General features: G+C 71.4%; 25 protein-coding genes. 15 read left to right on the top strand and 10 right to left on the bottom strand.

Annotated features, from left to right (window positions below; genetic code table 11):
- Nucleotides 1–1,453: 1,453 nt before the first annotated feature.
- Entirely contained in the window at nucleotides 1,454–2,086 is a 633-nt protein-coding gene (locus ETD85_RS38815) for a tyrosine-type recombinase/integrase (protein WP_206059135.1), read from the bottom strand.
- Nucleotides 2,002–2,457 carry a site-specific integrase gene (locus ETD85_RS64915; protein WP_206059134.1) on the bottom strand — a complete coding sequence of 152 codons (456 nt, stop codon included), beginning with the start codon at nucleotides 2,455–2,457 and terminating at the stop codon, nucleotides 2,002–2,004. The genes ETD85_RS38815 and ETD85_RS64915 overlap by 85 nt, the downstream gene beginning before the upstream one ends.
- A gap of 148 nt (nucleotides 2,458–2,605) precedes the next feature.
- Between ETD85_RS64915 and ETD85_RS67020 the strand changes: the two genes are divergently transcribed.
- From ETD85_RS67020 to ETD85_RS38790, 5 genes are all read left to right on the top strand, one after another.
- Nucleotides 2,606–3,100, top strand: coding sequence for a Chromate resistance protein ChrB (locus ETD85_RS67020; RefSeq protein ID WP_138694817.1), 495 nt, complete (start codon nucleotides 2,606–2,608; stop codon nucleotides 3,098–3,100).
- Nucleotides 3,097–3,528 carry a chromate resistance protein ChrB domain-containing protein gene (locus tag ETD85_RS38805; protein WP_138694816.1) on the top strand — a complete coding sequence of 144 codons (432 nt, stop codon included), beginning with the start codon at nucleotides 3,097–3,099 and terminating at the stop codon, nucleotides 3,526–3,528. Before ETD85_RS67020 ends, ETD85_RS38805 begins: the two co-directional genes overlap by 4 nt.
- Nucleotides 3,525–4,616, top strand: a complete 1,092-nt coding sequence (locus tag ETD85_RS38800) for an MFS transporter (protein WP_170247075.1) — start codon at nucleotides 3,525–3,527, stop codon at nucleotides 4,614–4,616. The genes ETD85_RS38805 and ETD85_RS38800 overlap by 4 nt, the downstream gene beginning before the upstream one ends.
- A complete protein-coding gene (gene chrA, locus ETD85_RS38795) occupies nucleotides 4,613–5,968 on the top strand; it encodes a chromate efflux transporter (protein ID WP_138694814.1) in 1,356 nt (451 codons plus the stop codon). The genes ETD85_RS38800 and chrA overlap by 4 nt, the downstream gene beginning before the upstream one ends.
- A gap of 713 nt (nucleotides 5,969–6,681) precedes the next feature.
- Nucleotides 6,682–8,331, top strand: coding sequence for a hypothetical protein (locus tag ETD85_RS38790; protein ID WP_138694813.1), 1,650 nt, complete (start codon nucleotides 6,682–6,684; stop codon nucleotides 8,329–8,331).
- Nucleotides 8,332–8,389: 58 nt separating this feature from the next.
- On the opposite strand, the gene ETD85_RS38785 is transcribed toward ETD85_RS38790, so the two are convergent.
- Entirely contained in the window at nucleotides 8,390–8,668 is a 279-nt protein-coding gene (locus ETD85_RS38785; protein WP_138694812.1) for a hypothetical protein, read from the bottom strand.
- 147 nt (nucleotides 8,669–8,815) lie between these two features.
- Here ETD85_RS38785 and ETD85_RS38780 point away from each other — a divergent pair, with 147 nt between their 5' ends.
- Nucleotides 8,816–9,610, top strand: a complete 795-nt coding sequence (locus ETD85_RS38780; RefSeq protein WP_138694811.1) for a hypothetical protein — start codon at nucleotides 8,816–8,818, stop codon at nucleotides 9,608–9,610.
- Here the strand turns inward: ETD85_RS38780 and ETD85_RS38775 are convergent.
- Nucleotides 9,503–10,348, bottom strand: a complete 846-nt coding sequence (locus ETD85_RS38775) for a TetR/AcrR family transcriptional regulator (protein WP_138694810.1) — start codon at nucleotides 10,346–10,348, stop codon at nucleotides 9,503–9,505. The two genes, ETD85_RS38780 and ETD85_RS38775, sit on opposite strands and share 108 nt — an antisense overlap.
- A 121-nt stretch (nucleotides 10,349–10,469) precedes the next feature.
- Between ETD85_RS38775 and ETD85_RS38770 the strand changes: the two genes are divergently transcribed.
- Entirely contained in the window at nucleotides 10,470–11,357 is an 888-nt protein-coding gene (locus tag ETD85_RS38770) for an NmrA/HSCARG family protein (protein WP_138694809.1), read from the top strand.
- A gap of 370 nt (nucleotides 11,358–11,727) precedes the next feature.
- A complete protein-coding gene (locus tag ETD85_RS38765; protein WP_138694808.1) occupies nucleotides 11,728–11,979 on the top strand; it encodes a hypothetical protein in 252 nt (83 codons plus the stop codon).
- A 411-nt stretch (nucleotides 11,980–12,390) separates the two neighbouring features.
- On the opposite strand, the gene aceA is transcribed toward ETD85_RS38765, so the two are convergent.
- On the bottom strand, nucleotides 12,391–13,677 hold the full coding sequence (aceA, locus tag ETD85_RS38760) for an isocitrate lyase (RefSeq protein WP_138694807.1): 1,287 nt from the start codon (nucleotides 13,675–13,677) through the stop codon (nucleotides 12,391–12,393).
- A gap of 280 nt (nucleotides 13,678–13,957) precedes the next feature.
- Between aceA and ETD85_RS38755 the strand changes: the two genes are divergently transcribed.
- The gene (locus ETD85_RS38755; protein WP_379507783.1) at nucleotides 13,958–15,430 is read left to right on the top strand and encodes a helix-turn-helix domain-containing protein; all 1,473 of its coding nucleotides are present in this window, start codon (nucleotides 13,958–13,960) and stop codon (nucleotides 15,428–15,430) included.
- Nucleotides 15,431–15,488: 58 nt separating this feature from the next.
- Here the strand turns inward: ETD85_RS38755 and ETD85_RS38750 are convergent, their stop codons facing one another.
- A complete protein-coding gene (locus tag ETD85_RS38750) occupies nucleotides 15,489–16,976 on the bottom strand; it encodes an MFS transporter (protein WP_138694806.1) in 1,488 nt (495 codons plus the stop codon).
- 89 nt (nucleotides 16,977–17,065) lie between these two features.
- Nucleotides 17,066–17,509 (bottom strand): Rrf2 family transcriptional regulator, encoded by a 444-nt coding sequence (locus ETD85_RS38745; protein WP_138694805.1) that lies wholly within the window; start codon nucleotides 17,507–17,509, stop codon nucleotides 17,066–17,068.
- A gap of 145 nt (nucleotides 17,510–17,654) precedes the next feature.
- Between ETD85_RS38745 and ETD85_RS38740 the strand changes: the two genes are divergently transcribed.
- Nucleotides 17,655–18,434 carry an SDR family NAD(P)-dependent oxidoreductase gene (locus ETD85_RS38740; RefSeq protein ID WP_138694804.1) on the top strand — a complete coding sequence of 260 codons (780 nt, stop codon included), beginning with the start codon at nucleotides 17,655–17,657 and terminating at the stop codon, nucleotides 18,432–18,434.
- 18 nt (nucleotides 18,435–18,452) lie between these two features.
- On the opposite strand, the gene ETD85_RS38735 is transcribed toward ETD85_RS38740, so the two are convergent.
- The gene (locus ETD85_RS38735; protein ID WP_138694803.1) at nucleotides 18,453–18,797 is read right to left on the bottom strand and encodes a hypothetical protein; all 345 of its coding nucleotides are present in this window, start codon (nucleotides 18,795–18,797) and stop codon (nucleotides 18,453–18,455) included.
- A gap of 58 nt (nucleotides 18,798–18,855) precedes the next feature.
- A complete protein-coding gene (locus ETD85_RS38730) occupies nucleotides 18,856–19,599 on the bottom strand; it encodes a GntR family transcriptional regulator (protein WP_138694802.1) in 744 nt (247 codons plus the stop codon).
- A 74-nt stretch (nucleotides 19,600–19,673) separates the two neighbouring features.
- On the opposite strand from ETD85_RS38730, the gene ETD85_RS38725 reads away from it, so the two are divergent.
- From ETD85_RS38725 to ETD85_RS38705, 5 genes are all read left to right on the top strand, one after another.
- The gene (locus ETD85_RS38725; protein WP_138694801.1) at nucleotides 19,674–21,161 is read left to right on the top strand and encodes an amino acid permease; all 1,488 of its coding nucleotides are present in this window, start codon (nucleotides 19,674–19,676) and stop codon (nucleotides 21,159–21,161) included.
- 2 nt (nucleotides 21,162–21,163) lie between these two features.
- Complete coding sequence (locus tag ETD85_RS38720) at nucleotides 21,164–22,603, top strand: FGGY family carbohydrate kinase (protein ID WP_138694800.1); 1,440 nt, start codon at nucleotides 21,164–21,166, stop codon at nucleotides 22,601–22,603.
- Nucleotides 22,600–23,970 carry an NAD(P)/FAD-dependent oxidoreductase gene (locus ETD85_RS38715; protein ID WP_138694799.1) on the top strand — a complete coding sequence of 457 codons (1,371 nt, stop codon included), beginning with the start codon at nucleotides 22,600–22,602 and terminating at the stop codon, nucleotides 23,968–23,970. The genes ETD85_RS38720 and ETD85_RS38715 overlap by 4 nt, the downstream gene beginning before the upstream one ends.
- Nucleotides 23,967–25,205, top strand: a complete 1,239-nt coding sequence (locus tag ETD85_RS38710; protein ID WP_138694798.1) for an NAD(P)/FAD-dependent oxidoreductase — start codon at nucleotides 23,967–23,969, stop codon at nucleotides 25,203–25,205. Before ETD85_RS38715 ends, ETD85_RS38710 begins: the two co-directional genes overlap by 4 nt.
- Before the next feature lie 68 nt (nucleotides 25,206–25,273).
- Nucleotides 25,274–25,834 carry a helix-turn-helix domain-containing protein gene (locus tag ETD85_RS38705; protein WP_138694797.1) on the top strand — a complete coding sequence of 187 codons (561 nt, stop codon included), beginning with the start codon at nucleotides 25,274–25,276 and terminating at the stop codon, nucleotides 25,832–25,834.
- On the opposite strand, the gene ETD85_RS38700 is transcribed toward ETD85_RS38705, so the two are convergent.
- Nucleotides 25,829–26,911: an LLM class flavin-dependent oxidoreductase gene (locus ETD85_RS38700; RefSeq protein WP_138694796.1), complete on the bottom strand. Its 1,083-nt coding sequence runs from the start codon at nucleotides 26,909–26,911 to the stop codon at nucleotides 25,829–25,831. The genes ETD85_RS38705 and ETD85_RS38700 overlap by 6 nt on opposite strands.
- Between the last annotated feature and the right edge of the window lie 60 nt (nucleotides 26,912–26,971).

Below are 26,971 nucleotides of genomic sequence, written 5' to 3'. Positions count from 1 at the left end.
ACACGCAGGAGCCTGCGGGGCGGGACGCAGGTGGTTCTGCGGGGTGGAACGCGTGGGGGCCTGCGAGGGGCGATACGGGTAAGTCGGCGGCGTGGGATTCGCAAGGGTCCGCAGGGCCGGACACGCAGGAGCCTGCGAGGCTGGACGCTGATGGATCTGCCGGATGGGAGGCCGGTGGGCCCATGGGATGGGGCCAGGGTGGTTCTACGGAGAGAGGCTCCGACGAGAGTGGATGGCGGAGAACTGGGGGACGGGGAGCAGGAGGATTTGCTGCTGCTCCGGATCCGGGTTCGGCGCGGAACAGTGCGGATGCGCGTTCAATGTCGGGCAATGCCGAGCTGGGTTCGGTGCCGAATGACGCGGATGCGAGTACGTCGTGGGACGGCGTGCATGCGGGGTCAGCGCAGGATGGCGTTCATGCGGGTTCGTTGCGGAGCGGCGTGCCTGCGGGGTCAGCGTGGGACGGCGGGCATGCGGGTTCAGAGTGGAACGGTGCAGACGCAGGTTCGATGTCGAGCGGTGCGGATCTGGGGTCGGCGCGAAAGGGCGTGGGGGAGGGGGCGGCCCGGAAGGGTGCCTCAGGGCGTAGGAGGGACGGGGCCTCGGGGCGTGGGAGGAGAGCCAAAGCGGGGGCGCATCTGTCGCATGCCAGCTTCGCCGCCCTGGCCACGGTGACGATCGCGGCGGTCACGGTGATCGCGGCGGGTGGCGACGGGATGCACATCGGGGGCGGTTCGCTGCTGCCCGGCAACCCGGTCACTGCGCAGCCCTATGGCACAGCCGAGTCCACCGTGCGCCCAACCGCCTCGCCCACTGGCGGCATCCCGCCGACCAGGGCCGGGACCACCACGACGGCTTTACCTGCCACGCCCACGATCTACGTGACGCAAACCCGTACAAAGAGACCGCTCACAGTGCTCAGCCCCTCTCCGGACAGGGGTCGGAGCACGTTCCGGCCGTCGAACAGCAGCGGTCCTGGCGACCAAGGTGGGGAAGGCTCCGGCGAGTGCGCCAGTCCGATCGGGAGAAAACGCGGCAACGCGGTCAGGCGCGACTGCCCGCAACCGTCGAGTTCGATCAGCACGATTCCGCAGGACGGGCCCGGTGAATCACCTGATCCCTCAGTGTCGGTTTCGCCTACCCCGACGGAGTCGACAACCGGATCTTCCTGAGACGGGGCGTATCGGCCCGATTGCACTGAGACCACACACCGCGCTCGGCCCTCAGCCCGTCCGATGGGTCTGAACGGTCACCGGCGTAACTCCTGATCGAGGAGAACTGCTGTACCTGATGAGTGCTGTGATCGATCAAGGAGAACGTACCTAGGGGCCCACCGCTCGGGTCGATCCGATGGAACGCAATGTAGCTAGGAACGTGTCAGTGGCTCCTCAACGGCGTTGATCTTTGGGTTAACGAACGTGCTTCCACTGCCAAAGACCCTCTGAGCTGGGTATCAGTGGGAGGTTCGGTCGCGGTGGCGGCGGGCGGCGCGGATTTCGGCGTCGGCGACCTTGTCGTCCAGCAGTGCGTATAGCTGGGTGGTTTCTGTGGAGGCGTGGCCGAGGCGGCGGCGGACGGCCTCGATGGACACGCCGGCGTTGATGAGCTCGGTGGCGTGGGCGTGGCGCAGCTGGTGGATGTCGATCTCGACGCCAGCCTGCGCGCAGCAGCCCTGCCAGGGGTGGTGGGCGGCGTCGTAGGACAGGGACCCGCCCCGGCTGTTGATCGAGGCGCGGAACAGCGGCCCGGCGGTGTAGCCGGCGCGGGCCAGGTAGAGGTTGAGCAGGGCGACGTACCCGCGGTCGTCCAGCAGGACAGTGCGCACGCTGCCGCCCTTGCCGTGGATGCGGACGTGTTCGTCGTCCAGGCGCAGATCGAGGTCCTCCACGTAGAGACCGCGTACCTCGGTGGCGCGGGCGCCGCAGACGTAGGCGGTCTCGAACAGCACCCGGTCGCGCAGCCGGTCCAGCGGCAGGTCCTTGCGCGGCCGCCGTGAGCAGATCAACGCGAGGACCTTGGCGACGCCGGCGGCCGCGGCCGGGCGGGGCAGGGCCTTCGGGACTTTGACGGTGTCGATCCGGTCCATCGGGTTGGCCTGCAGCAGGTCGTGGCGGATCGCCCACTTGGTGAAGGAGGCGATGGCGGCGCGCCTGCGCTTGCGGCCGGCGACAGGTCAGCGAGCTCGGCCAGGAACGCGTGGATCGGCATCGCGGTCAGCTGTGCGATGTCCTCGCCGTGGTGGGCGGCGAAGGCGATCAGGTCGCCGCGGTAGGCGCGCAGGGTGTGCGGCGAGGCGCCGGCGTTGGCCAGATCGGTGAGGAAGTCGTCGAGATGGCGGGTGAGCGGGTGGGCGCGGCCGAGTTGCTCGGCGATGACCGGATCCATTCGGTACGCCTCCACATCCGCCGAGTTGCCAGATAACCGGGAAACGAAGTGTTCGCTCCGGATGGTGGTCACCCGGCTCGCGCTACGCCGGTGATCGCTGTCTTGCCAGATAACGATAGTTATCAAGCAACTCGTCATGTAGGGCACGCATTCACTGGTTGCTCCTTAGATGCAACCATGGTTACCGTAACTGTGGTTGCGTCCCTGAGTGGGTGGATGCATGGAGGTGACGGTGACAGGTACGGCGGGGCAGTGGGTGCTGCTGGCGTATCGCATTCCGCGCCAGCCCTCGACGCTGCGGATCTCGATCTGGCGCAAGCTGGACCGGCTCGGCGTGGCGCGGCTGGGCGACGGGCTGGTGGCGCTGCCCGCTGATGCCCGTACTCGGGAGCAGATCGATTGGATTGCTGAGGAGATCGGGGAGATGGGCGGCAGCTCCACCGTGTGGTTGGCCGCCGCCGGCAGCGTGGCGCAGGAGAAGGCCATCGCCGCCGAGATGCGTCAGGCGCGGGGCGCGGAGTACCGGGCGGTGCTCGAGCAGGCTGAGGCGGCGGCCCGGGCGCGGCCCGGGGAGCGCAGCCGCGCTGTGAAGCGGCTGCAGGCCGAGCTGCGCAGGATCGGCCGGCGCGACTACTTCCCGCCAGCCGAGCGCGATGCCGCGCAGCGCGCGGTGCGGGCGCTGGCCGAAGCCAGCCCGAGCGAGGTGACGCGATGAGGTGGGCGACCCGTGCCGGCGTGCACATCGACCGGGCCGCGTGCGCCTGGCTGATCCGCCGGCACCTCGATCCGGAGCCGGAGTTTGTGTTCGTCGACGATCCCGCATCGGTGCCCGCTGACGCGACGCCGTTCGACATGCGCGGGGCCGAGCTGTCGCATCACGGCGCCGACTGCAGCTTCGAGACGATCCTGCGCCGCTACCAGCTCGACGATCCGGTGTTGTGGAAGATCGCCGAGATTGTGCACGAGGCCGACATCGACGACGAGCGGTTCGATGCGCCGGAGGCGCGGGGCGTGGATGTGATCCTGCGCGGGCTGTCGATGATCTGCGATGACGAACAGGTGCTGGAGATCACCGGGCCGGTCTTCGACGGGCTGTATGAGTTCCACCGGCGCGCGCTGCTGTTGGGCCGGGAACCGGCATGAGCCCGGCCGGCGGCGTGGGTGGCGGCGTGGGTGGCCGTGTGGTCGGCCTGCTGCTGATCTCCCAGGCGCTGCGCGGTCTCGGGTACGGCATCGCGGCCGTGCAGCTCGGCGCGATCCTGCGGCTGGATGGCCTGACCCCCGCCAGGGTGGGGCTGATGCTGGCGGCCATCCTGGCCGGTACGCTCGTCGCCGGCCTGGCGCTGGCGCGGTGGGGGGATCTTGCCGGTCGCCGCCGGACCTACGCCGCCCTGTACGGGGCGCTGGTGTGCGCGGGAATCATCATCGCGTTCGGCGCGCCGCCCTGGCTGCCGGCGGTGGTGGCCATGACCGGCGCGCTGTCGGTCGAGGTCATAGAGTCCGGGCCGTTCACCACGCTGGAGCAGGTCATGCCGGCCGGCACGGGGCGGCCGCAGCGCGAGGTGGTGCGGGGGTTCGGCCTGTACAACGCGGTCGCCGTCGTCGCCGGGACAGCGGGTGCGCTGCTCGGTGCGCTGCCGGCGGATCGGCGGCTGCTCGGCGAGGTCCTGGCCGTCGTGGGGGCGGCCGGGGTGATGCTGGGTACACGGTTGCCCGCGAGCGTCGAGGCGCCCGCCGCGCACCCGGGACTACCGCGCACCCGAATGCTGGCGCGTTCGCGCGGCCCGGGGGTGTTGAGGAGCGCGTCCCTGCTGGCCGCGCCCGTGGTGGCGGCGCGGGTCGGGCTGCTGCGCACGATGGTGTTCACCCACATCCCGTCCAACCTGCTGCTGGCCGCCGTCCCGTTCGCGCCCGCCCTGCCTGGGGCGATCGCGCTGCTGATGGCACGAGCCTGCCTGTCGCAGATGGACGTGCCCACCCGGCAGGCGTACGTGATGGCCCTGGTCCCCCGAACAGGAGCGGACCGCGGCCGCGGCCCTCACCAACACCGCCCGCTACCTCACCCGACCGGCCGGACCCGCGCTGGCCGGGCTGATCCTGCCCTTCGGGCTGGTGCTCCCGTTCGTCATCGCCGGAGCCGTCAAGACCGCCTACGACCTGACCCTGTGGCGGATCTTCCGATCCGTCCGCCTGCCCGCCGACCAGCACTCCCCCTGATGAGGTCAACGTGACGACGGAAGTAACCCGCGATGTGATCCCGTTCCGGCAGGCCGTACGCGCCTGGTTCGGCATCTCGCTGCAGACGTTCGGCGGCCCGGCCGGGCAGATCGCCGTCATGCAGCGCACCCTGGTGGAGGAGAAACGCTGGATCGGCCAGCAGCGCTTCAACCACGCCCTCAACTACTGCATGCTGCTGCCCGGACCCGAAGCCCAGCAGCTGGCCATCTACGTCGGCTGGCTGCTGAACGGCACCCGCGGCGGCCTGGTCGCCGGAACCCTGTTCGTGCTGCCGGGCATGCTGGCGCTGCTCGCCCTGTCGGCCGTATACGTGCTGTGGCAGGACACCACGGCGGTGACCGCCCTGTTCGCCGGGATCGCCCCGGCCGTGCTGGCCATCGTCGCCCAGGCCGTCATCCGGGTCGCCAAGCGCTCGCTGACCCACCCGCTGTTCGTCGCCGTCGCGGTGGCCGCCTTCGCCGCGCTCGCGCTGTTCGGCGTGCCGTTCCCCGTCGTGATCGCCGTCGCCGCGCTCATCGGCTGGACGGTGCACAAGCTGGCCCCGCAGGTCCTGGCGAAAGGGAACGGGCACGGCGGTGACGGCGGCCCGGCGCCGCTGATCCCCGATGATGCCCTGCACCACGCCCAGCCCAGCTGGCGCTCGGCGGGCAAGATCCTCGCCGTGGGGCTGGTCGTCTGGTGGCTGCCGGTGGCCGCGGTGGCGCTCTTCCTCGGCACCGACAGCGTCTTCACCACCCAGGGGCTGTTCTTCTCCGGCGCCGCGCTGGTCACCTTCGGCGGCGCGTATGCGGTGCTGGCGTTCGTCGCACAGCGAGCCGTGGAGGTCTACGGCTGGCTGAGCCCGGGAGAGATGGTGCGCGGGCTGGCCCTGGCCGAGACCACGCCGGGCCCGCTCATCATGGTGGTGCAGTTCGTCGCCTTCCTCGGCGCCTACCGCGACCCCGGAGCCCTGACGCCGTGGGCCGGCGCGCTGCTGGGAGCGTTGCTGACGACCTGGGTCACGTTCGTGCCGTGCTTCCTGTTCATCTTCCTCGGCGCCCCCTACGTCGAAAAGCTGCGGCACAACGCGGCCATCAGCGCCGCCCTGACCGGCATCACCGCCTCCGTGGTCGGGGTCATCGCCAACCTGGCGCTCTACTTCGCCGAGCACACCCTGTTCGAGCGCATCTTCACCTGGGCGTGGGGACCCTTCAGCATCCCGCTCCCCGACCTGGGCACGCTCAGCCCGGTCGCGTTCGGGATCACGCTGGCTGCGCTCGTGATGACGTTCGCGCTGAAGTGGCCGATGCTGCGCATCCTCGGCATCTGCGCCCTGCTCGGCATCGGCACGATCCTGCTGCCGTAAGGCATACCCCGCGGGCCTGGGCAGGGTGAGCGGTCGATGCCGTCACGAACCCGCTCCCAGCAATGCTTTAACTGAGTTGTTGGCCTCTTCTCGCAGGTCAGAGGGTCAGTTGGGTCTAGGAGGTTCTGCCGACAGGAACACGGCGATGTCGTTGTCGGTGCCCGGTAAGGGCGAGATGAGCCGCCAGCCGAGGCTGCGGTAGAAGGCGATGGCGCTGGTGACGTATCGGTGCGTCAGGAGCCAGGCCCGGCCTTGGGGTGCGTCGCTTGCGAGGGCGCGCAGGAGGGCGCGGCCGGCCGCCAGCACGTTCCTCGCCAGTATCTTCGAGCCGTCACAGCACTCGGCGAGGACGAGGTGTCCTTCTCGGCACTCTTCTCGTGCCCGTCCAGGTGCTCAAGCAGCGCCGCGAACTGCTCACCGACCCGGTTGGACCGCACGGCCCTGGGCACGGACGCCAGCAGCTGGCCGCCGGTCTTCCGGCAGCGCAGGGTTCATCCCGTCCAGCGCCAGCTCGTGGCCGCGGACGGCGCGGACCCACGTGAGGGGAGTCGTCATGGCGACGACTATGTCAGCGGGCACCGACAATCGTCCCGGTCTCGAACGCCGGAGGGTGCTTGATCACGGTTTGGCGTCGCGCGACCAGATGATCTTGACGTGGGAGCACCCGTCAGACGTTATTAGAACACATGTTCCCGTCCTGGCAGGAGGCTCTCGTGTCCCCATCCCTGGTTCGCCGATTAGTCGCTTACTGCGGCGCCGCCGGCCTGATCACCGGCCTGCTCACCGTCACGGCCCCCGCCGCCTCGGCGGCCGGCACCACCACCGACCTCGGGGTCACCGACTCCTACACTGCCGACCTAGCCGTCGGCGGCGGCCGGGTGTTCGTTCCCGCCGGCGACCGCATCATCGTGGCCGACACTGACGGAAACCTCACCGGCGGCGTCGTCACCGGCCTGCCCGGCCTCCAAGAGCTGGCCGTGAACGCGGACGGCACCCGCCTGTACGCGGCTCTCACCGCCTCGAACGAGGTCGCCGAGATCGACACCGCGAGCCTCGCCGTCACCCGCCGGATCGACCTGTCGGCCCACCCCTGCCCGTCCACCCTGGCGTTGCTGGGCGAGCGGTTGTGGGTGGGGCACGGATGCGACAACGGCCCCGGCGGCGTCGTCGCCCTGGATCTCAGCGCGAGCGCCCCGGCGCCCGTGGCGGTCGGGGGTGAGCACCTGCGGCCTCCCGTACTCGCGGCCGCCGGCGACACGCTCGTGGTCGGCCAGACCGCGCTGCACCACGCCGACATGCTGGTCTATGACCTCGGCGAGGGCGCCCCCGCGCTGCGCGGCACGATCGACGGCGAGGAGTGGCGCATCGACTCCCTGCGCGACCTCACCCTGAGCTCCGACGGCGGCACCCTGTTCAGCGCGGCCGACACCCCCGGTCACTTCACCAGGTACGACACCAGGACCCTGGCGGCGACCGGCACCTACGGCGACGGCTGGGACGGGTACCCGTCCGCCGTGGCGCTCGGCTCGGACGGCGCGTACGTCGCGGCCGGACGCCAGTGGGGCAGCACCGACCTCACCCTCTACGACGCCGCGACGGGCGCGGAGCTGTTCGCGGCCGACCAGCCGGACGCCGAACTGCTCCCGGACGGCGTCGCGTTCTCCGGCACGGACGTCTTCGCGCTGCTGCGCAGTTCCACGGATCGGCTGCTGCTGTGGCGGGTGACGGGCGTCGCGCTACCGGCCACCAAGCTCACGGTGACGGCCCCCGTGGACGCGTACGCCGGCTCGCCAATCACCGTCGAGGGGCGGCTCACCCGCGCCGATGGCGAGGCGCTCGGGCTCAAGCCGCTCACGGTGATTCAGTACCTGCCCGGCTGGACGAAACTGCCGATCACTGGCGTGACGACGCGGCAGGACGGCACGTTCACCTTCGAGGACACGCCCGTCTTTGAGCTGCCGCCGTACATCGGCGAGGTGATCTACTGGGTGTTCTGGGACGGCGACCACGGCCACCGCCGCAGCAGCGCCTCCGTCACCGTGACGGTCAAGCGCGAAGCCACGCTCACCCTGACAGGGCCGCAGTCCGGCGTCGCCGGCACGGCCGTGGAGCTGAGCGGCGTCTTGACGGCGGGCGGCAGGCTGCCCTCTCCGGGGTCCACGCTCACCGTTCAGCGCACCCTGTACGTCAAGGGCACCAGCGGTAAGACCGTCAAGCTCCCGCCGGTGAGGGTGAACGCCGACGGCACGTACACGTTCACCGACACGCCCGCCAACGCTGGCAGGTACAGCTACCTCGCGAGCTATGCGGGAGACGGCGGGACCGGACCGGCCCAGGCCACCCATCAGATCATCGTCAAGTGACCCGATGACCGGTGCCCGGCCGCCAGGCCGGGCACCTCAGCCGGGATCCGGTGGTGACTCACCACGCCCCGCCGACGTGTTCCAGGAGCCAGGGGACGTACGCCAGGTACGCCTGGATCAGGAGCACCAGCACGTCCGCCGAACGCGGTCGCCAGTCGTCGCTCATCGGCTTCCTTCCCGTGCGCGGATTCACGCTCGTAACGCTGGGCGGAGGGTCGGGTAGGTCCCCCCCGTACCAGGGCTCGCCCCCAGGGCCGCCGGTGCCGGCCACGCTGGACGGGCCGGTGCCGGTCAGGGCCCAGTGCAGCGTCTGCCATCCGTCGATGGCATCCTCCACCCGCCAGCAGGGTGGCCACGTCCGCGTCACCCGCCTCCATCGCTTAGGTGGTGGCGCCACTCGCGTGTCTCTCAGGAAAGCCATCTCCAGCAGCTTCTGTCAGCGAAAGTCGTCCCGTCGAACGAGACCCAATCGAAGGTCGCCCGCATGAACGCCGCTTCACCGGCGATGGATGCCTTCTCAAACCCGGCAGCGCCCTGGAAGTCGGCGCACGCCCTGGCGGTGCCCCTCCTGCTGCTGATCTTCCCGGTCGGCGACCTGGACCGGATCCCCACCATCCCGCTCGAGCCCGCCGTTCACCCGCGCACGGCCTGGAAGACCGCCATCGGGGCCGAGCTTCCGGTCCGGTCGGGAGCTGAGGGCATGCCCTACGCAGACCGGAGCGCCATCGGACCCGACGGGCCGACTCGGCTCGAAGCCTGGCGCGCGGTAGCACGGCCGATCGAGCTCTATCAGCAGCTCTCCGACCAAACCGATCTCATGATCAAGGCCACAGGTCGGCTGACCTACCTGGAGCGCGTAAACCAGAGTGAGTCCAGGGAGGCTCAGCATGTCCGCGAGGTTCGCCAGCACCACTTGAACGAGATGGCCATGCTGAGGGAGACGATGGTGGACAGCGGCATCCGCGTGCCCTCCTACGACCCGCAGACGGCGCAGGAGATCATCGAGACCGGGCTGCTGACCTGCCCGGAAGCATTCCCGAGTCTGCCCGCCTCCACAGAGGACGCCTGGCCGCCCCCACTCGATTACAGCGAGCTACATTGCGTCCGGTCGCGCCGACCCGAGCTATGGGCCCTGGTGGGTGCTGTGATCCAGGTATCGGCGGAGAAGCCGTCAGGACTCGGGGAGGCCGGAGGCGGCGCGGTCGGCGTCGATCAGGTCGGTGAGCAGGGCGACAGTGGCGGCGGAGACGTCCCGCAGCGTGGCATCGGGGATCGCTGAGTCGTTTTCGAATGCGCGCTGGATGGTTCGTGCGAGCAGGTCCGCCCGTTGTTCCAAGCCGCTGGCGGGCCCGTTGCTGGGGCTGCTGCCGGGCCCGCCATCGGAGCTGTCGCGGGGCCCGCCGCCAGAGCCTTCGCCGGCGCCTCCGCCGGGACCTCCGCTGGCGCCTCCACCGGGACCGCCCTTGAGGGCGGTGTCAGGGGCGGTGTCTTCGGCTCGCAGGAAGCCCTCGAAGGTTGCCTGGTAGGCGTAGCCGATCTCATCGACGCTCACGTCGTCGCGGAGCAGTCCGCGCTCCGCGAGCAGGTTGAGGTAGTCGCGGGCCATGGCGGCGTGCCGCTGGTCGCGGGCGGTGTCGGGGGAGCTGGTCAGCTTACCGAGCAGGTGCGGGTCCTCCAGGAGGAAGCCCCGCAGCAGCGGGCGGTTCGTGATGGCCAGGAAGTAGGCGCGCGCGAAGTTGTGCAGGAGGCACGCCCGAGGGGCCTGCTGCAGCGCCTGCCGTAGCTCGTCCATCGCACAAAGCACCTCGCGTGCGAAGACCGCGCTGAACAGCTGCTCGCGTGTCTTCCAGTGCAGGTAGACGGTGCCCTTGCCGATGCCGACCCCGTCGGCCACGTCGTCCATGGTGACGCGCCGGTATCCGTGGCTCAGGAGCAGGTCGGCCGCCGTGTCGAGGATCCGGGTGGCTCGTTCGGTTCGCTGCTGAGGGTCTCGGAGGCGTTCGGCGCTGGTGTTCACGCACGGACCTTATGACCAGGTGCGAGATTTCGTCAAACCTAACTTGTAGTTGACGAATTTTCATAAATCGTCATATCGTCAGCATCGGATCACGTTCGACAGCTACAGACAGGAGCACGTCATGAGCGTCAACGGCAGGACCGTCCTGGTCACCGGCGCCACTGGCAACCAGGGCGGCGCCACCGCCCGCCACTTGCTCGCCGACGGCTGGCACGTCCGCGCACTCGTCCGGGACGACACCACGCCCGCCGCTGCCGCGCTGGTCGCCGCCGGCGCCGAGCTCGTCCGCGGTGACCTGGACGATCGCGCTTCCATCGAAGCGGCGGCACGCGGCGCGTACGGCCTCTACAGCGTCCAGTCAGCCAACGACAACGAGGTCACCCAAGGCAAGAATGTCGCGGAGGCCGCCAAGGCCGCGAACGTGCAGCACCTGGTGTACTCCTCGGTGGGCGGGGTCGAGAGCCAGAACCGGTTCTACGTGGAGCACGGCTGGGGCCCTATCGACAAGTGGCAGATCGAGGAGCGCATCCACGACCTGGGCGTGCCCGCGACGATCCTGCGCCCCGCCGGGTTCATGGAGGATTTCACCAGCCCCGCCCGGTTCTTCCAGAACGGCTCGCTCAACGTCCCGTGGCGCGACGACCTGGTGATGCAGCTCATCGCCATCGAGGACACCGGAGTGTTCGCCGCGCTGGCCTTCGCCGAGCCGGACGCCTACCTGGACAGGGCCGTGGAGATCACCGGCGACCGGCTGACCGCCCCGCAGATCGCCGAGGCGCTGAGCACGGCGGCCGGCCGGCCGATCCCGCACACCCGGATTCCGCTCGACGTGCTGTGGGAGCACGACCCCGAAGTGGCGAAGGTCTTCACCTGGGCCGACGACACCTACTACGACACCGACCTCGCACCCCTGTGGAAGACCCACGCCGGCCTCATGGACTTCCCCACCTGGCTCGACCGATCGGGCAAGGCGCGGCTCCTGGCGCAGCTGAACTCCCCGCCGGCGTAACCGGACCCGCCCGATTGGCTGACGAGGGGTGGAACGCGAACGGCATCGCTCGGCACGGCGTGCTGCCTGTCATGGGCCATCAACGGGCGTCGTGCGCCATGATGTGCTGCGCGCCGTGGGCTATCGACGGCGTCGCTCGGCACGACGAGTTGTCCGCCGCGGGCCGTCTCCGGCACGCCTCCCCATCTCTTGCATGAAAGGCCACAGTCATGAACGCCTCACTCGCCGGCCTGGTCACGCGGTGAGTTCACGCGGGATTGGCGGCCGTCCAGCGGGCGGGCACTCTGGACGGGTGGCGCTGACGAGGTTGAGGTGCGAGGTCGTCCGATGGGTGAGTGACGAGCCGTGGCCAGGATGGGTGGAGGTCCGAATGACCGACATCCATGGTCGTCGGTGGTCCTTCTTCGACAAGCCTTCTATTTTCGATGACGCGGGCAGACTGACGCCGGATGCGCCCTATCCGCAGGAGGTCGCAATGGCCTGCGAGGTTCTGACAGCGGGGACCGGGCCGGGCGGCGAGGAGATCGTGCTGATCTCGACGCGCACGCCTTGGGACATCGCCTCGGTGGAAGGGCAGACGGAGTTCCAGGTCAGCGGAGAGCAGCTTGTCCCCGCGAGGTGAGCTTGACGGCTGAAAGGCGGCCGAACACCTGATGCTTGTCATTCTGGCTCGGTCGGCGTGTCCTTCGGCGGGGCCGGACCTGACGATGGGGGGCGGGTTGAGCGAGGCTTGTCGAAACGGTGCTGACTGACGTTAGTCGCGGACGTTGCTGCCCAGAAGCCTCTGGGCCTCTAGCGCGTCGGGGTCTGGCCCCAAGCCGGTGCGTACGTGCCCGTGCAGCGGCGCGAAGTTGCGCGGACGCTCGGCCAAGGGGTGGGAAGGAGGAGGTCGCCGGGCGAAACCCCGAGACCCCGGCTCGGTGGTCGTGAGCACGGCAAGGGGCCGCGCCAGCGCTGGGGGGAGACTGGCGCGGCCCGTTCGCCGGAGGGAACCATCCCATGCCCTGGAGGTGGTCCGGCGAGACTGGGAAACCTAGTGGGCGAACTGCTCTTCCTCGGTCGAGCCCTTGAGCGCGGTGGTCGAGGAGTCGGGTGCGACGGCGGTGCTGACGAGGTCGAAGTAGCCGGTGCCGACCTCGCGCTGGTGCCGGGTGGCGGTGTAGCCGCGCGCCTCGGCGGCGAACTCGGCCTCCTGGAGCTCGACGTACGCGGTCATGCCGTCGGCGGCGTAACCCTGGGCGAGGTCGAACATGCCGTAGTTCAGCGAGTGGAACCCGGCGAGCGTGATGAACTGGAACTTGTACCCCATGTGCCCCAGCTCCCGCTGGAACTTGGCGATCGTGGAGTCGTCCAGATGCTTCTTCCAGTTGAACGACGGCGAGCAGTTGTAGGCGAGCATCTGGTCGGGATACTCGGCCTTGATCGCCTCGGCGAACTCGCGGGCCACGTCCAGGTCGGGCGTGCCGGTCTCCATCCAGAGCAGGTCGGAGTGCGGCGCGTACGCCAGGCCGCGGGCGACGCAGGCCCCCAGGCCGTTGCGGACCCGGTAGAAGCCCTCAGCCGTACGCTCGCCGGTGGTGAACTCCTGGTCGCGCGGGTCCACGTCACTGGTCAGCAGCGTCGCGGCCTGGGCGTCGGTCCGCGCGATGATCAGTGAGGGGACGCCGGCGACGTCCGCGGCGAGGCGGGCGGCGTTGAGGGTCTTGATGTGCTGCCCGGTCGGGATCAGCACCTTGCCGCCCAGATGGCCGCACTTCTTCTCGGAGGCGAGCTGGTCCTCCCAGTGCACGCCCGCGGCGCCGGCCGCGATCATGCCCTTCATCAGCTCGAACGCGTTCAGCACCCCGCCGAACCCGGCCTCCGCGTCCGCCACGATGGGAGCCAGCCAGTGCGGCGCGTCGGAGATGCCCTCCGACCAGGTGATCTGGTCGGCGCGCAACAAGGCGTTGTTGATGCGGCGCACGACGGCCGGCACCGAGTTGGCCGGATACAGGCTCTGGTCCGGGTACGTGTGCCCGCCCAGGTTCGCATCCGCGGCGACCTGCCAGCCGGACAGGTAGATCGCCTTCAGGCCCGCCCTCACCTGCTGCACCGCCTGGTTGCCGGTCAGCGCGCCGAGGCTGTTGACGTAGTCCTCGGTGTGCAAGAGGCGCCACAGCCGCTCGGCGCCGAGCCGGGCCAGCGTGTGCTCCTCCTGAACGCTGCCGCGCAACTTGATCACATCTTCGGCGCTGTAGGTGCGCTCGACACCCTCCCAGCGAGGGTCGTTGTCCCATTCGTCCTGTAGCTGCTCAGCAGCTCCCTTGAGGCGATCGTTCACGGTTCGCTCCTTGTGTCGTCCCCTGGGGCTCACGCCGAGTCTGTGCCCCAGCGGGTCTCGTCAATAGTCGAAATCAAAGAGAAGAATCGTAGAAGTTTCCTCAATCGGGATTACTCGTGGGTATTCAGCTGTGAAGAAATCGCGAGTTTTCCCGTTGGCCTAGACCAATCCGGCAGCGGAAAACCCGGCCGGCGCGCCCCCGGCACCGGCCGGCGAACGATGACGGTGGAGCCGCCGTAGAGGGTAGAAAATGGGCCGAATTTCTGTCTAAGATGCCGTCATGGCGCCCTTGCTAGGTGAAGAACCGCTGTCTTTGACGCAGGAGCTGGATCTGATCGCGTTTGGGCAGCGCCTTCGCCACCTGCGGAAACAGCGCGGTTTGACCCTGTCGGACCTGGGATCGCGCGTCAGCAGGGCGCCCAGCCAGCTCTCGCTGCTGGAGAACGGCAAGCGCGAGCCCAAGCTCTCCCTGCTCAAGTCGCTGGCGACCGCCCTGGGCGTCCCGGTCGAGGAGCTGCTGCGCCGCCAGCCGCCCAACCGTCGCGCCCAGCTGGAGATCGCCCTGGAGGAGGCGCAGCGCGACCCCATCTACGCCGGGCTCGGGCTGCCCAGGCTGAAGGTCTCCGCCCGCGTGCCGAACGACGTGCTCGAACACCTCCTCGGCCTGTACGGCGAGCTGCGCGCCCGGCAGGCCAGGGGCACCGCCACGCCGGAGGAGGCCAGGGTCGCCAATGCCGAGCTCCGGCGCAGGCAGCGCGAGGTGGGTAACTACTTCCCCGTGATCGAGAAGGCCGCCGCCGAGGCCCTCGACGCGGTCGGCTACCGTACGGGCGCGCTGTCGCAGAGCATGATCCAGAGCCTGGTCACGCATTTCGGCTACACCGTGCACACCGCGCAGGACCTGCCGCGCTCGGTACGCTCCATCACCGACCTGCGCAACCGCCGCATCTACGTCAAGCACGAGCAACTCGGGATGCACACCCCGCGCACGATCCTGCTGCAGACGCTCGGGCACCTCGCGCTCGGCCATGACAAGCCCCGCGACTTCGCCGACTTCCTGCGCCAGCGCACCGAGGCGAACTACTTCGCCGCCGCCGTCCTCGTCCCCGAGAAGGCCGCCGCGCTCTACCTCCAGGAGGCCAAGTCCGCCCGCGCGCTGTCGGTGGAGGACCTGCGGGACGTGTTCGCGGTGTCGTACGAGATGGCCGCCCACCGCTTCACCAACCTGGCCACCCATCACCTGGGCCTCGTCTGCCACTTCGTGCGCAACGACGCCGGGGGGACCATCTACAAGGCGTACGAGAACGACGGGATCGTCTTCCCCGCTGACGAGCAGGGGGCCATCGAGGGCCAGCGGATGTGCCTGCAGTGGTCGGGGCGGCAGGTCTTCGCCTCACCCGATCGGTTCTCGGTCTTCTACCAGTATTCGGACTCGCCCACCGGGACCTATTTCTGCGTGGCCCACGTGGACCCGTCGCGCGAGCGGGACTTCGCGATCACGCTCGGGGTGCCGTACAAGGAGTCGCGGTGGTTCCGGGGGCGCGAGACCACCAACCGCACCAAGTCCAACTGCCCGAACGGCGACTGCTGCCGCCGCCCGCCCACCGAGCTGGCCGAGCGGTGGGAGGGCTACGCCTGGCCGTCCGCCCGCGCCAACTCCCACATCCTGGCCGCGCTGCCGCCCGGGTCGTTCCCCGGCGTGGACGAGGCCGATGTCTACACCTTCCTGGAGCGGCACGCCGTCGCCACCTGAGCGATCCGAAAGCGCGGTCAGGAAGGCGCGGTCAGGAAGGCGCGCCCCCGAAGATGCCTTACTCCGGCCGGGCCATTTGCCGATCGCCCTCGGAGGTGGTGCCCTCGGACGTCGCGACCCCCGACGGCGCGGCCTCGGACGGCGCCGCTGGGCGCATCCGGAGGGCGACGATCACCGTGAGGGCGGCGACCACGGCCATGGCCAGGAAGGCGTCGGAGAAGGCGGCGCCTTCGTGCGCGGTGTAGAGGGGATTCACCGCGCCGCCACCCCCCTGCCGCCGTGCGCTCACCAGCGCACCGAGCACGGCCGGTCCGGTGCCGGCTCCCAGGAACTGGGCTCCCTGGAGGATCCCGATGCCGACGCCGACCTGATCGGCCGGCAATGCGCTCGCCGCCGCACTGATGATCGGCGTGATCACGAAGATGAACCCGACGCTGAGCCCGAGAATCCCGGCCCCCGCCGGGATCGGCGACGGGCCTCCCGTGCAGGCCGACAGGAACAGGGCGGACAGGGCGACGATGGCAAGACCTGACAGGACCAGAGGCCGGGTGCCGGCGCGGTCGGCGAGGCGGCCGATCAACGGCGAGACGACGGCGACGGCCAGCCCGGCCGGGATCATGACCAGGGCGCCCGCCCCCGGGCCGAGGTCGTTGACGTCGACCACCAGCAGCGGGACGAGGACCAGGCCGCCGAGGTTGACGGCCATGGCCAGGAACGCGACGACGACCGCGGTCCGGTAGACCCGGTTGGCGAACAGCGCGGGCGGGACGAACGGCTGCGCGGCGCGGGCCGTGCGCCACGCGAAGAGCGCGCCCGCCACGGCCGCCGCGACGAGGCTGCCCCAGGACGAGGGCGCGGCCAGGCCGGCGACCTGCGCCTGGGTGATGCCGTACAGGATCAGACCGGCGCCGAGGCCCAGCAGGATGCCGCCGGGCAGGTCGAACCGGCCCGCACCTACCGGGGCCTGGTCCGGCAGCACGCGGGCCGCCGCCGGGAGCAGGACCAGCGCGACCACGAGCATGAGCCAGAACAGCGCGGGCCAGCCGAGGAGCTCGCCGAGCCCGCCGCCGACGGCCGGCCCGGCGGCGGTGCCGATGCCCGCGGCCGCGGAGACCACGCCGATCCCCGTCCCGCGCCGGTCCGCCGGCATCAGCCTGGTGACGGCGACGATCGAGAGGACGGGGATCGCGGCCGCACCCGTCCCCATCACGATCCGCCCGGCCACGAGCACGAGGAGGTCCGGGGCTAGCGCGCAGATCAGGCTTCCGGCGGCATAGGCCACCAGGGCGAAGCAGAAGAGGCGCCGCAGGCTCACCCGGTCGGAGATGCGGCCGTAGAAGGGGATGCCGACCGAGAACACCAGCAGGAAGCCGGTGACGACCCACGCGAGCTCCGCCTCGGTGGCGTCGAACTCCGCCCCGATCCGGGGGAGCACGAGGTTGACCATGTCGCTGGCGATGACCGTGGCGAGCATCGCCGGCAGGAGAACCGCCGACAGGGCCCGCATCGAGGTGGTTCGTCCGTCGGTCGTCGGTGTGGGTGTCATGTAGCGGGTCCTCCAGCCGGCTTTACTGCCACTGTTGTGGTTACAGTTTGGGCGAGAAAAAAGGCGGAGAGCCCGTCTCCGCCGGTGTCTCAGCGCGACAACCCGAGCTCGCGCTCTCGGTCCAGCACCTGCCGGCGCAGGTCGGCGATGGTCGTGCGGCCGAGCCGTTCTTCCATGGCCCGCTCGGCGTCGCGGAACTCCACTTCGAGCAGGCCCTGGATGTTGCGCCCCACCTCGCACGTGGCGCTGGGCGGATGGGGGTGCCGGGACAGGATCGGCCCCGCCTCGACGGCGGTGTAGGCGTCGAAGAGCGTGATCTCGCGCGGGTCGCGGGCGAGGGACCAGCCGCCGCCGCGCCCTTCGGTGGACCACACCAGGCCGGCGTCCCGCAGGCTGCCGAGGATGCGCCGCACCAGAACCGGATTGCTCTCCAGGCTGTCGGCGATCTCCGCGGAGTTCAGCGACTTGTCGCCCCAGCGGGCCAGCAGGGTGAGCGCGTGAATCGCGACCGCGGTCCTGCTGCTCAGGCCCATCGTGACTCCTCCGCGCCGCGCATCGATCGAACTGCAACAAGGCTAGTTACAGTTCGATGGCCCGTCAACCAGGGCCGGGGGTATAGGCACCTGCGGCCAGCTAATATGCGACGGCCCGGCGATCATTTTTCTCGATGGGGAGCGCATGGACCTGCAGTTGACCGGACGGCGCGCTGTGGTGACCGGCGGGAGCCGGGGCATCGGATACGCGGTGGGCCGCGCTCTCGCGGCCGAGGGCGCCGCCGTGGCCCTGGTGGCCAGGAACGCCCGGCACGTCGAGGAGCAGGCGGCCCGCCTGAGCTCCGAGACGGGCGCCCGGGTCATCGGCGTCGCCGCGGACACCGGCGACGACGCCTCCGTCGCCGCGCTGGCCGAAGCCGCCGTCCGCGGCCTGGGCGGGGTGGACATCCTGGTGAACAACGCGGCCAGGACCAATCCCGGGTCGATCCCGGACGACGACCTGGAAGCCGAGATCAATGTCAAGGTCCGCGGCTACCTGCGCTGCGTCCGCGCGTTCGCCCCGGCCATGGTGGAGCGCGGCTGGGGACGCGTGATCAACATCGGCGGGCTCGCGGCGCGCCAGAGCGGCTCGGTGACCGGCTCGATCCGCAACGTCGCGGTCGCCGCCATGACCAAGAACCTGGCCGACGAGCTCGGCCCCAGCGGCGTCAACGTCACCGTGGTCCACCCCGGCGCGACCCGTACGGAGACCATGCTGGACGTGGCCGGCCGGCGGGCGGCGGCGAGCGGGACCAGCAGGGAGGAGGCCGAGCGGAGGATGGCGGCCTCCGTCTCCATCGGGCGACTGGTGGAGCCCGAGGAGGTCGCGTCCGTGGTCGCCTTCCTCGCCAGCCCGCTCAGCGTGGCGATCAACGGCGACGCGGTGATCGCCGGCGGTGGCACGAAGGGCCCGATTTACTACTGAGCCGGGCCGGCGATGGGTCTACGCCGCGTGCCCGGTCGGCGGGCGCCAGTCCGAGCGGCGGGGCCTGATCGCGCCGCGCAGGTACAGCGCCCCGGCGGCGCGCCGCGCCAGGATGTCGAGCTGGGAGTCGAGGAGCGCCACCTGGGTGTCGGCCAGCTCGGCGCGTACCAGCTCGACGAGGTAGTCCAGCAGCGGCCGGGCATCGGGCTCGGCGCGCGGCTGCGGTGCGATCTCCTCCCGGTGCAGGCCGGGCCGCAGCGGATCTCCCGGGCCGCCGCAGACGCGGCATTCCTCCTGCGCGTCCGGGTCGGCCGGGTCCGTCCACGCCACATACCGGTGAGGCAGCACGTGTGGCTCGAACATGGGCGAATCACCTCTCACCCAGAGTAAACGCCCAGGCCGTGAAACGCTCCTCACCAGATCAGGGGTCGCCGACCGGCACGGGGATGCGCGCCTCGACCTTGAACGACGCGCGGTCGGCGCGATAGACGTCACGCGCGAACTCGATGCAGCGGCCGTCGGCGGTGTAGGTGCGGCGGGTCAGCAGGACGCCGTTGGAGGCGCTGCGCACCTTCAGCCGGGCGCACGACGCGTCGTCGATGACGATGGACTCGATGACCGCGGAGGCATCGGTGGGCACGACGGCGTAGTGGTCGCGCAGGATGTGCCAGAGCGAGCCGGTGAGGGGCTGCTCCAGGAGCCCCGGCGTGAGGGCGCTGGGGAAGTAGGTGGTCTCCAGCGCGATCGGCTCGTCGTCGGCGAAGCGCAGCCGATGCAGGGCGTGCACGGTCTCCTCGCCGGCGAGGTCGAGCGCCTCCTTCGCCGAGGGGGTCGGCGGGCGCTCCTCGGCCCAGATGAGCTGGGCCGACGGGCGCCGCCCGGCCAGGATGATCTCGTCGGAGAAGCTGCCGATGTGGAAGGGCACCCGCGGCTCGGCCACGAACGTCCCGCGCGGCGGCCGCCGGTAGACGTATCCCTCCTTCTCCAGCAGGGCCAGGGCCTGCCGTGCGGTCATCCGGCTGACGCCGTAGGTCTCGCTGAGCTCCCGTTCGGACGGCATGAGCGTGTGCGGGCCGAGCTTCTCGCCGGTGATGCGATCGCGGAGCTCCGCGGCGATCGTCACGTAACGCGGCGATGTTGCGGTCTTGTGAACTCTCGTCCCCATGGTTGACACCATAGCCCGTTTGGACGGTACCTTGCGGTCTACACCACATGGTATATACCAAGAGGGAGGTTGCGATGAGAGAACACACACCAGACAGCGACGGACTGGCCCGGTTCGGCTACGAGCAGTCCTTCGAGCGGCGGACCGGCAGGTTCGCCTCGTTCGCCGTGGCCTTCGCGTTCGTCTCGATCGCGACCGGCATCTTCACCACCTACGGGTCGGTGCTGAACTCCTCGGGGCCGCTCGGCATCTGGACGTGGCCGATCGCGGTGGCCGGCCAGCTCGCGGTCGCGTTCGTGATCGGCTCGCTGGCCTCCCGGATCCCGGTGACCGGGTACGCCTACCAGTGGACGTCCCGCCTGGCCAACCCGGTGCTCGGGTGGATCATCGGCTGGATCTCGTTCATGTTCCTCGCCGTCGTCGTCGTGGCCGTGGACTACACGGTGGCCTCGACGGTCCTGCCCGTCCTGCTGGACTACACGGCCGGCGCCGGCATCACCTGGGCGGTCACCGCGGTCATCCTGCTCGCGCAGGCCGCGCTCGTCGGCGGCTCCACCCGGTGGTCGGAGAAGGTCAACAACGCCGCCGTGTCGGCCGAGCTCGTCGGCATGGTGCTGCTGACCTTCCTGCTGCTCGTCGTGGCCGCGGTCCGCAACGACATGGACTTCGGCAACCTGTGGAGCAGAGGGGCCGTGCCCGCCGAGGGCTACTGGAGCTTCGGCGACCTGACCTCGGCCGGGCCGTGGATGCTGGGCTTCCTGCTCGGCGCGTTCACCATCGTCGGGTTCGAGTCGGCGGCCAACCTCGCCGAGGAGACCAACGACCCCGAGCGGGTGGTCCCGCGCGCCATGTGGCAGGCCGTCCTGGCCTCGGGCGTCCTGGGCTTCCTGTTCCTGGTCGCGGTGACGCTCGCGGCCGGCGACCCGGTGGCGCTCGCCGCGTCCGGCACCCCGATCGCCGACGTCATCAAGGACACCCTGGGCCCGGTCGTCGCCACGCTCCTGCTGCTGCTCGTCGTGCTGGCGATCTTCGCCTGCGGCCTGGTCATCATGATGACGGGCACCCGCCTCACCTGGGCGATGTCCCGCGACGAGCGGTTCCCGGGCTGGCGGCAGTGGCGGCAGGTCTCGCCGCGGTTCGGCACCCCGCTCCGGGCGACGGTGTTCTACGTGCTGCTCGCCGAGGTGATCCTGGGGCTGTTCTCGGCCTTCTCGGAGGACGCGCTGTTCACCCTGTTCGGCGCGGCCACGCTGCTGCCGGCCGTCATCTACGCCGCGACCGTCGCGCTCTACCTCGCCAAGCGGCGGGCGCTGCCGGACGGCAAGTTCGACCTCGGCGCCTGGGAGAAGCCCGTGCTGGCGGTGTCGGTCGTCTGGCTGGTGTTCGAGCTGTCCCTCTTCCGCGACGCCTCCTTCCGCGACGCCTGGCTCTACGTTCTGGTGATGGTCGTGGTCGGCGCGGCGTACCTCGTGACGCTGCTGGCGACCCGCGGCCGCCGGGCGCTGGACATGCCCGACATGCACTCGATCGACAGCGCGTTCGCGCAGAAGGAGCAGATCTGACGATGCACATCCTCGCGATCGACCAGGGGACGTCCGGGACCAAGGCCATCGTCGTGGACGCGGGCGGCGCTGTCCTGGCGATCGCCGAGGAAGCCCTGCGCCCGCGCTACCTGGAGGGCGGCGGCGTCGAGCAGGACCCGCACGCCCTGCTCGGCTCCGTCCTGACCGCCGGGCGGCGCGCCGCCGCCGCGGCGGGCGTGCCGCTGGACGCGGTCGCCCTGGCCAACCAGGGGGAGACCGTCCTGGCCTGGGACCCCGCCACCGGCGAGCCGCTCACCGCGGCCATCGTCTGGCAGGACCGCCGGGCCGAACGATGGTGCGCGGCGCGGGCCGGGCACGCCGACCGGCTCGCCGAGCTCACCGGCCTCGTGCTCGACCCGTACTTCTCGGCGCCGAAGATGCGCTGGATCCGGGACGAGCTGACCGGCGAGGGCGTCGTGACGACCACCGACACCTGGCTCGTGCACCGGTTGTGCGGGGCGTTCGTCACCGACGCGTCCACCGCCAGCCGGTCCCTGCTGCTCGGCCTGGAGGACACGCAGTGGAACGGCGAGCTGCTCGACGTCTTCGGGCTCGGGGCGGAGCGGCTGCCCGACATCGTCGCCAGCGACGCCGTCGTCGGCACCACCACCGCGTTCGGCCCCGAGATCCCGGTGACCGGCCTGATCGTCGACCAGCAGGCCGCCCTCCTGGCCGAAGCCTGCCTTGAGGCGGGCACCGCCAAATGCACCTACGGCACGGGCGCCTTCCTCCTCGCCCAGCTCGGGACGTCCCCCGCGCGCTCGGCCTCCGGCCTGGCGACGTCGATCGCCTGGCGGCTGCGCGGCGAGACCCGCTACTGCGTGGACGGCCAGGTCTACACCGCCGCCTCGGCCGTGCGCTGGCTCGCCGACCTCGGCCTCATCTCCGGCGCCGACCAGCTCGACGCCGTCGCGGCCCCGAGCGGCGACGGCGTGCTGTGCGTGCCGGCGCTCGCCGGGCTGGCCGCGCCCTGGTGGGACGCCACCGCCACCGCCTCGTTCACCGGCATGACGCTCAGCACCGGCCGCGGCCAGCTCGTACGCGCGCTGCTCGAAGGCGTCGCCGCCCAGGTCGCCGCGCTGAGCACGCTGGCCGGCGCGGACCTCGGCGCGCCGCTGACCCGGCTGCGGGTGGACGGCGGCCTGACCCGCTCGCGCGTCCTCATGCAGGCGCAGGCCGACCTCGCCCAGCTGCCGGTGGAGGTCTACCCGTCGCCGCACGCGACGCCGCTGGGCGCCGCCGCCTGCGCCCGGCTGGCCCTCGACCCCGCGCTCGACCCGGCCGCGGCGGTCGGCGGCTGGCGGCCGTCGGCCACCTACGAGCCCGCCTGGTCCGCCGGCCGCGCCGCCGAGTACCTGGAGCGGTGGCAGGCCGCCGCCCGCGCCACCCTGTCCGCGAAGCCGTCGAAGGAGAACCAGTGAGCACGTACGACGTCGCCGTGATCGGCGGCGGCATCGTCGGATCGGCCATCGCCCGCCTGCTGGGCGGCACCGCCCTGTCGGTGGCGCTGCTGGAGGCGCGCGACGACGTGGGCGACGGCACCAGCAAGGCCAACACCGCGATCCTGCACACCGGCTTCGACGCCAAGCCGGGCACCCTGGAGTCCCGCCTGGTCGCCCGCGGCTACGACCTGCTCGGCGAGTACGCGCAGGCCACCGGCATCCCGGTCGAACGCACCGGGGCGCTGCTCGTCGCCTGGACGCCCGAACAGCTCGACGCCCTGCCCGGGCTGCGCGACAAGGCCGGGCGCAACGGCTACACCGCCTGCGAGATCGTCGACGCGGCCGAGGTCTACCGCAGGGTCCCCGACCTCGGCGCGGGCGCGCTCGGCGGCCTGACCGTGCCCGGCGAGTCCATCATCTGCACCTGGACGACGAACCTGGCCCTGGCCACCGACGCCGTCAACCGGGGCGTGCGGCTGCTGCGCGGCCACCGCGTCACCGAGGTCCGCACCGGCGCGGAGACCACCCGCCTGACGACCACCGCGGGCGAGGTCACCGCCCGGTGGGTGATCAACGCCGCCGGGCTCGGCGCCGACGCCATCGACGCCCTCTTCGGGTACGACCGCTTCACCGTCACGCCGCGCCGCGGCGAGCTGCTGGTCTTCGACAAGCTCGCCCGGCCGCTGGCGCCCTGCATCGTGCTGCCGGTGCCCTCGTCCGCGGGCAAGGGCGTGCTCGTCAGCCCCACCATCTACGGCAACGTCATGGTCGGCCCGACGGCCGAGGACCTCACCGACCGCACCGCCACCGGCACCTCCGAGGCGGGGCTGGAGTTCCTGCGCGAGAAGGGCGCGGCGCTCATGCCCCGGCTGATGGAGGAGGAGGTCACCGCCACCTACGCGGGCCTGCGCGCCGCCATCGGGCAGGACGACTACCTCATCGACCTCGACGCCGGCCGGCGCTACCTCCTGGTCGGCGGCATCCGCTCCACCGGCCTGACCGCCGGCATGGCGATCGCCGAACACCTTGGCGAGCTGCTCGCCGGCCATCTCGACCTCACCGAGCGCGCCGGGCTGCCCGCGCCGCCTCGCATGCCCAACCTGGGCGAAGCCTTCGAGCGGCCGTACCAGGACGCCGCCGCGATCGCCGCCGACCCCGAGTACGGCCGCATCGTCTGCTTCTGCGAGCGGGTGACGCGGGGGGAGATCCGCGACGCGCTGGCCTCGGTCGTCCCGCCCGCCGGGCTGGACGGCCTGCGCCGCCGTACCAGGGCCATGAACGGGCGCTGCCAGGGCTTCTACTGCGGAGCCCGGGTGCGCGAGATCTTCGAGGGGGAAGCGGAATGACCGAGCGGGTACGCGTGGCCGTGATCGGCGGGGGCCCGGCGGGCCTGACGGCGGCCGCCGCGCTCGCGCCGCAGGTGGACGGCGACGTCCTGGTCCTGGAGCGCGAGCAGGAGACCGGCGGCATCCCCCGGCACAGCGACCACCCCGGCTACGGCCTGCGCGACCTGCGCAGGTTCATGTCCGGACCGGAATACGCCCGCAGGCTGACGCGCGCCGCCCGCGAGGCCGGGGCGCGGCTGGAGACCGAGGCCATGGTCACCGGATGGTCCGGGGAGCGGACCCTGGAGGTGACCTCGCCGCGCGGCCGCCGCCTCGTCCAGGCCGACGCGGTGGTCCTGGCGACCGGCGCCCGCGAGCGGCCCCGCTCGGCCCGGCTCATCGCCGGCGACCGGCCCGACGGCGTCTACACCACCGGGCAGCTGCAGAACCTCGTCCACCTCCAGCACCGCGAGGTCGGGCGGCGTGCCGTGGTCGTCGGCGCGGAGCTGGTCAGCTGGTCGGCGGTCCTGACCCTGCACGAGGCGGGCTGCCGCACGGTGCTGATGACCAGCGAGTACGCAAAGCCGGAGGCCTACACCGCCTTCCGCGTCCCCGGCCGGCTGGCCTTCGGGGTGCTCGTCCGGGCCCGCACCAGGCTCGTCGCCGTCCACGGCAAGGGCCGGGTGACCTCCGTCGACATCGAGGACCTCGACACCGGGGAACGCCGCCGCGTCCCCTGCGACACGGTGATCACCACCGGCGACTGGATCCCCGACCACGAGCTCGCCCGCACCGGCGGCCTGGACATGGACCGGGCCACGCTCGGGCCGCGCGTGGACACCTCCCTGGCCACGAGCCTGCCCGGCGTGTTCGCGGCCGGGAACCTCCTGCACCCGGTCGACACCGCCGACGTCGCCGCGCTCGACGGCCGGCACGTGGCCGCCGCCGTCCTCGGGCACCTGGCCGGCGCCCCCGCCCCGGCCGGCGGGGTGCCGCTGGTGGCGCAGGCGCCCCTGCGCTGGGTCGCGCCGCAGATCGTCCGCCCCGGTGGGCCGCCGCCCTCGCGGGGCAAGCTCCTGCTGTGGTCGGACGCCTTCCGGACGCTGCCCCGGGTCACCGCCACCCAGGACGGGCGCCTGCTCGGCCGGACCCGGCTGCCGTGGCCCGCCGCCCCCGGCCGGGTCTTCCGCGTCCCCTTCTCGCTCGTGGCCGGCGCCGATCCCGCGGGCGGTCCCGTACGCCTCGCGCTGGAGTGACCCGGGACGCCGCCCCGACCCGGCGATTTCACTTTTGGTAAAGGTATAGCCCGTGAAATCGTGGGGTCATGGACCCAGTCGAGCAATTGCTGCATCCGGTACGGCTGCGCATCGTGCACGCCCTCGCCGCCGGGCGGACGCTGACGACCACGCAGCTGTGCGCGCGCCTGCCCGAGGTGTCGAAGGTGACGGTGTACCGCCAGGTCGCGCTCCTGACCGAAGGGGGCTTCCTGGAGGTGGAGTCCGAGCAGCGGGTACGCGGCGCCGTCGAGCGCCGCTACCGGCTGCGCCAGGACCGGCCCGCCATCGACGCCGCCGCGGCCGCCGCGATGTCGCTCGACGACCACCGCAGGGGGTTCGCCGCGGCCATGGCCGTCCTGATCAGCGAGTTCAACGCCTACCTGGACCGTGACGGCGCCGACCCGGTCGCCGACGCGGTGTCCTACCGGCAGGGGACGCTGTGGCTCAGCCCGGAGGAGCTCGCCGCGATGGTCACCGGCCTGCTCGCCGTCCTGCGCGGCAGCGCCGCCAACACCCCGGCGCCGGGCCGCGCTCCGTACCTGCTCAGCGCGATCCTGTTCCCCGCCGGGCAGGCGCCACCGGACGAGCCGGACGACGGCGGGCTATAGCCCCGCGTGCTGGACGGCCAGGCGGGGCAGGACGTACTCGCCCACCCGGTACGCCTCCTCCAGATGCGGCCACCCCGACAGCACGAACTCCTGCACCCCCGCCGCCGCGTAGGCCCGCATCAGCCCGGCGACCTCGTCGTACGAGCCCACCAGCGCGGTGCCGGCGCCCTCGCGCACCAGCCCGACGCCCGCCCACAGCCCCGGATGGATCTCCAGGTCGCGGGTGTCGCCGGCGTGCAGGCCGACCATGCGGCTCTGGCCCACGGAGTCGTAGCGGGCGAAGCGGCGCTGGGCCTCGGCGATCCGCGCCCGGTCCATGCCCGCCAGCAGCCGGTCGGCCTCGGCCCACGCCGACTCGGAGGTGTCGCGGGCGATGACGTGCACGCGCAGGCCGTACCGGAGCTCGCGCCCGAGTGGCGCGGCCAGCTCGCGCAGCCGCGTGATGCGCTCGGCGATCGCGGCCGGCGGCTCGCCCCACATGAGCACCACGTCGGCCTGGCGGGCGGCGACCTGCTCGGCGGCGGGGGAGGCGCCCCCGAAGTACAGCTCGGGGCGGGGGTCGAGCGGCGCGGACAGGCCGCCGCCCTCCACCCGGTAGTGCGTGCCCTGGTGGTCGAACGGCACGCCCTCCCAGGCGCGGCGCAGCACGTGCAGGAACTCGCCGGTCCTGGCGTAGCGGGCGTCGTGGTCGAGGAAGTCTCCGTACGCGCGCTGCTCCACGGGGTCGCCGCCGGTGACGACGTTGAGTAGCAGCCGCCCGCCGGAGATCTCCTGGAACGCCTGCGCCTGCTGGGCCAGCAGCGTGGGCAGCGCGTACCCGGTGCGGAAGGCGACCAGCAGCTTCAGCCGGTCGGTGTGCTGGGCGACCGCGGCGCACACGATCCACGGGTCGGGGCAACCGGCCCCGACCGGGGTGAGCGCGGCCTCGAACCCGGCCTCCTCGGCCGCCCTGGCGACCTGCGTCAGGTACGGGACGGTCGCGGCCCGCGCGGCCGGGCGGAAGGCGTCGGTCGTGGTGATGGCCGAGCGGACGTCGTGGCCGTCGCCGGTCGTCGGCAGGAACCAGTGCGAGCGCATCAGAAAGCCTCCGGTTCGGCGGCGCGGGGACAGAGGAACGGCGCGGGGACGGGGAAACGG

Source organism: Nonomuraea zeae (assembly GCF_005889725.1).
GTDB lineage: Bacteria > Actinomycetota > Actinomycetes > Streptosporangiales > Streptosporangiaceae > Nonomuraea > Nonomuraea zeae.
This window is presented reverse-complemented; position numbering and strand designations above follow the sequence as displayed.

Bases quoted from the DNA above. Each gene is read 5' to 3' on its own strand.
- ETD85_RS38725 (WP_138694801.1), top strand. From the start codon at position 19,674: ATGAGAGAACACACACCAGACAGCGACGGACTGGCCCGGTTCGGCTAC.
- ETD85_RS38755 (WP_379507783.1), top strand. From the start codon at position 13,958: ATGGCGCCCTTGCTAGGTGAAGAACCGCTGTCTTTGACGCAGGAGCTG.
- ETD85_RS38815 (WP_206059135.1), bottom strand. From the start codon at position 2,086: ATGGACCGGATCGACACCGTCAAAGTCCCGAAGGCCCTGCCCCGCCCG.
- ETD85_RS38780 (WP_138694811.1), top strand. From the start codon at position 8,816: ATGAACGCCGCTTCACCGGCGATGGATGCCTTCTCAAACCCGGCAGCG.
- ETD85_RS38745 (WP_138694805.1), bottom strand. From the start codon at position 17,509: ATGGGCCTGAGCAGCAGGACCGCGGTCGCGATTCACGCGCTCACCCTG.
- ETD85_RS38740 (WP_138694804.1), top strand. From the start codon at position 17,655: ATGGACCTGCAGTTGACCGGACGGCGCGCTGTGGTGACCGGCGGGAGC.
- ETD85_RS38770 (WP_138694809.1), top strand. From the start codon at position 10,470: ATGAGCGTCAACGGCAGGACCGTCCTGGTCACCGGCGCCACTGGCAAC.
- ETD85_RS38765 (WP_138694808.1), top strand. From the start codon at position 11,728: ATGACCGACATCCATGGTCGTCGGTGGTCCTTCTTCGACAAGCCTTCT.
- ETD85_RS38700 (WP_138694796.1), bottom strand. From the start codon at position 26,911: ATGCGCTCGCACTGGTTCCTGCCGACGACCGGCGACGGCCACGACGTC.
- ETD85_RS38710 (WP_138694798.1), top strand. From the start codon at position 23,967: ATGACCGAGCGGGTACGCGTGGCCGTGATCGGCGGGGGCCCGGCGGGC.
- ETD85_RS38720 (WP_138694800.1), top strand. From the start codon at position 21,164: ATGCACATCCTCGCGATCGACCAGGGGACGTCCGGGACCAAGGCCATC.
- ETD85_RS38805 (WP_138694816.1), top strand. From the start codon at position 3,097: ATGAGGTGGGCGACCCGTGCCGGCGTGCACATCGACCGGGCCGCGTGC.
- ETD85_RS67020 (WP_138694817.1), top strand. From the start codon at position 2,606: ATGGAGGTGACGGTGACAGGTACGGCGGGGCAGTGGGTGCTGCTGGCG.
- ETD85_RS38735 (WP_138694803.1), bottom strand. From the start codon at position 18,797: ATGTTCGAGCCACACGTGCTGCCTCACCGGTATGTGGCGTGGACGGAC.
- ETD85_RS38730 (WP_138694802.1), bottom strand. From the start codon at position 19,599: ATGGGGACGAGAGTTCACAAGACCGCAACATCGCCGCGTTACGTGACG.
- ETD85_RS38750 (WP_138694806.1), bottom strand. From the start codon at position 16,976: ATGACACCCACACCGACGACCGACGGACGAACCACCTCGATGCGGGCC.
- ETD85_RS38705 (WP_138694797.1), top strand. From the start codon at position 25,274: ATGGACCCAGTCGAGCAATTGCTGCATCCGGTACGGCTGCGCATCGTG.
- ETD85_RS38800 (WP_170247075.1), top strand. From the start codon at position 3,525: ATGAGCCCGGCCGGCGGCGTGGGTGGCGGCGTGGGTGGCCGTGTGGTC.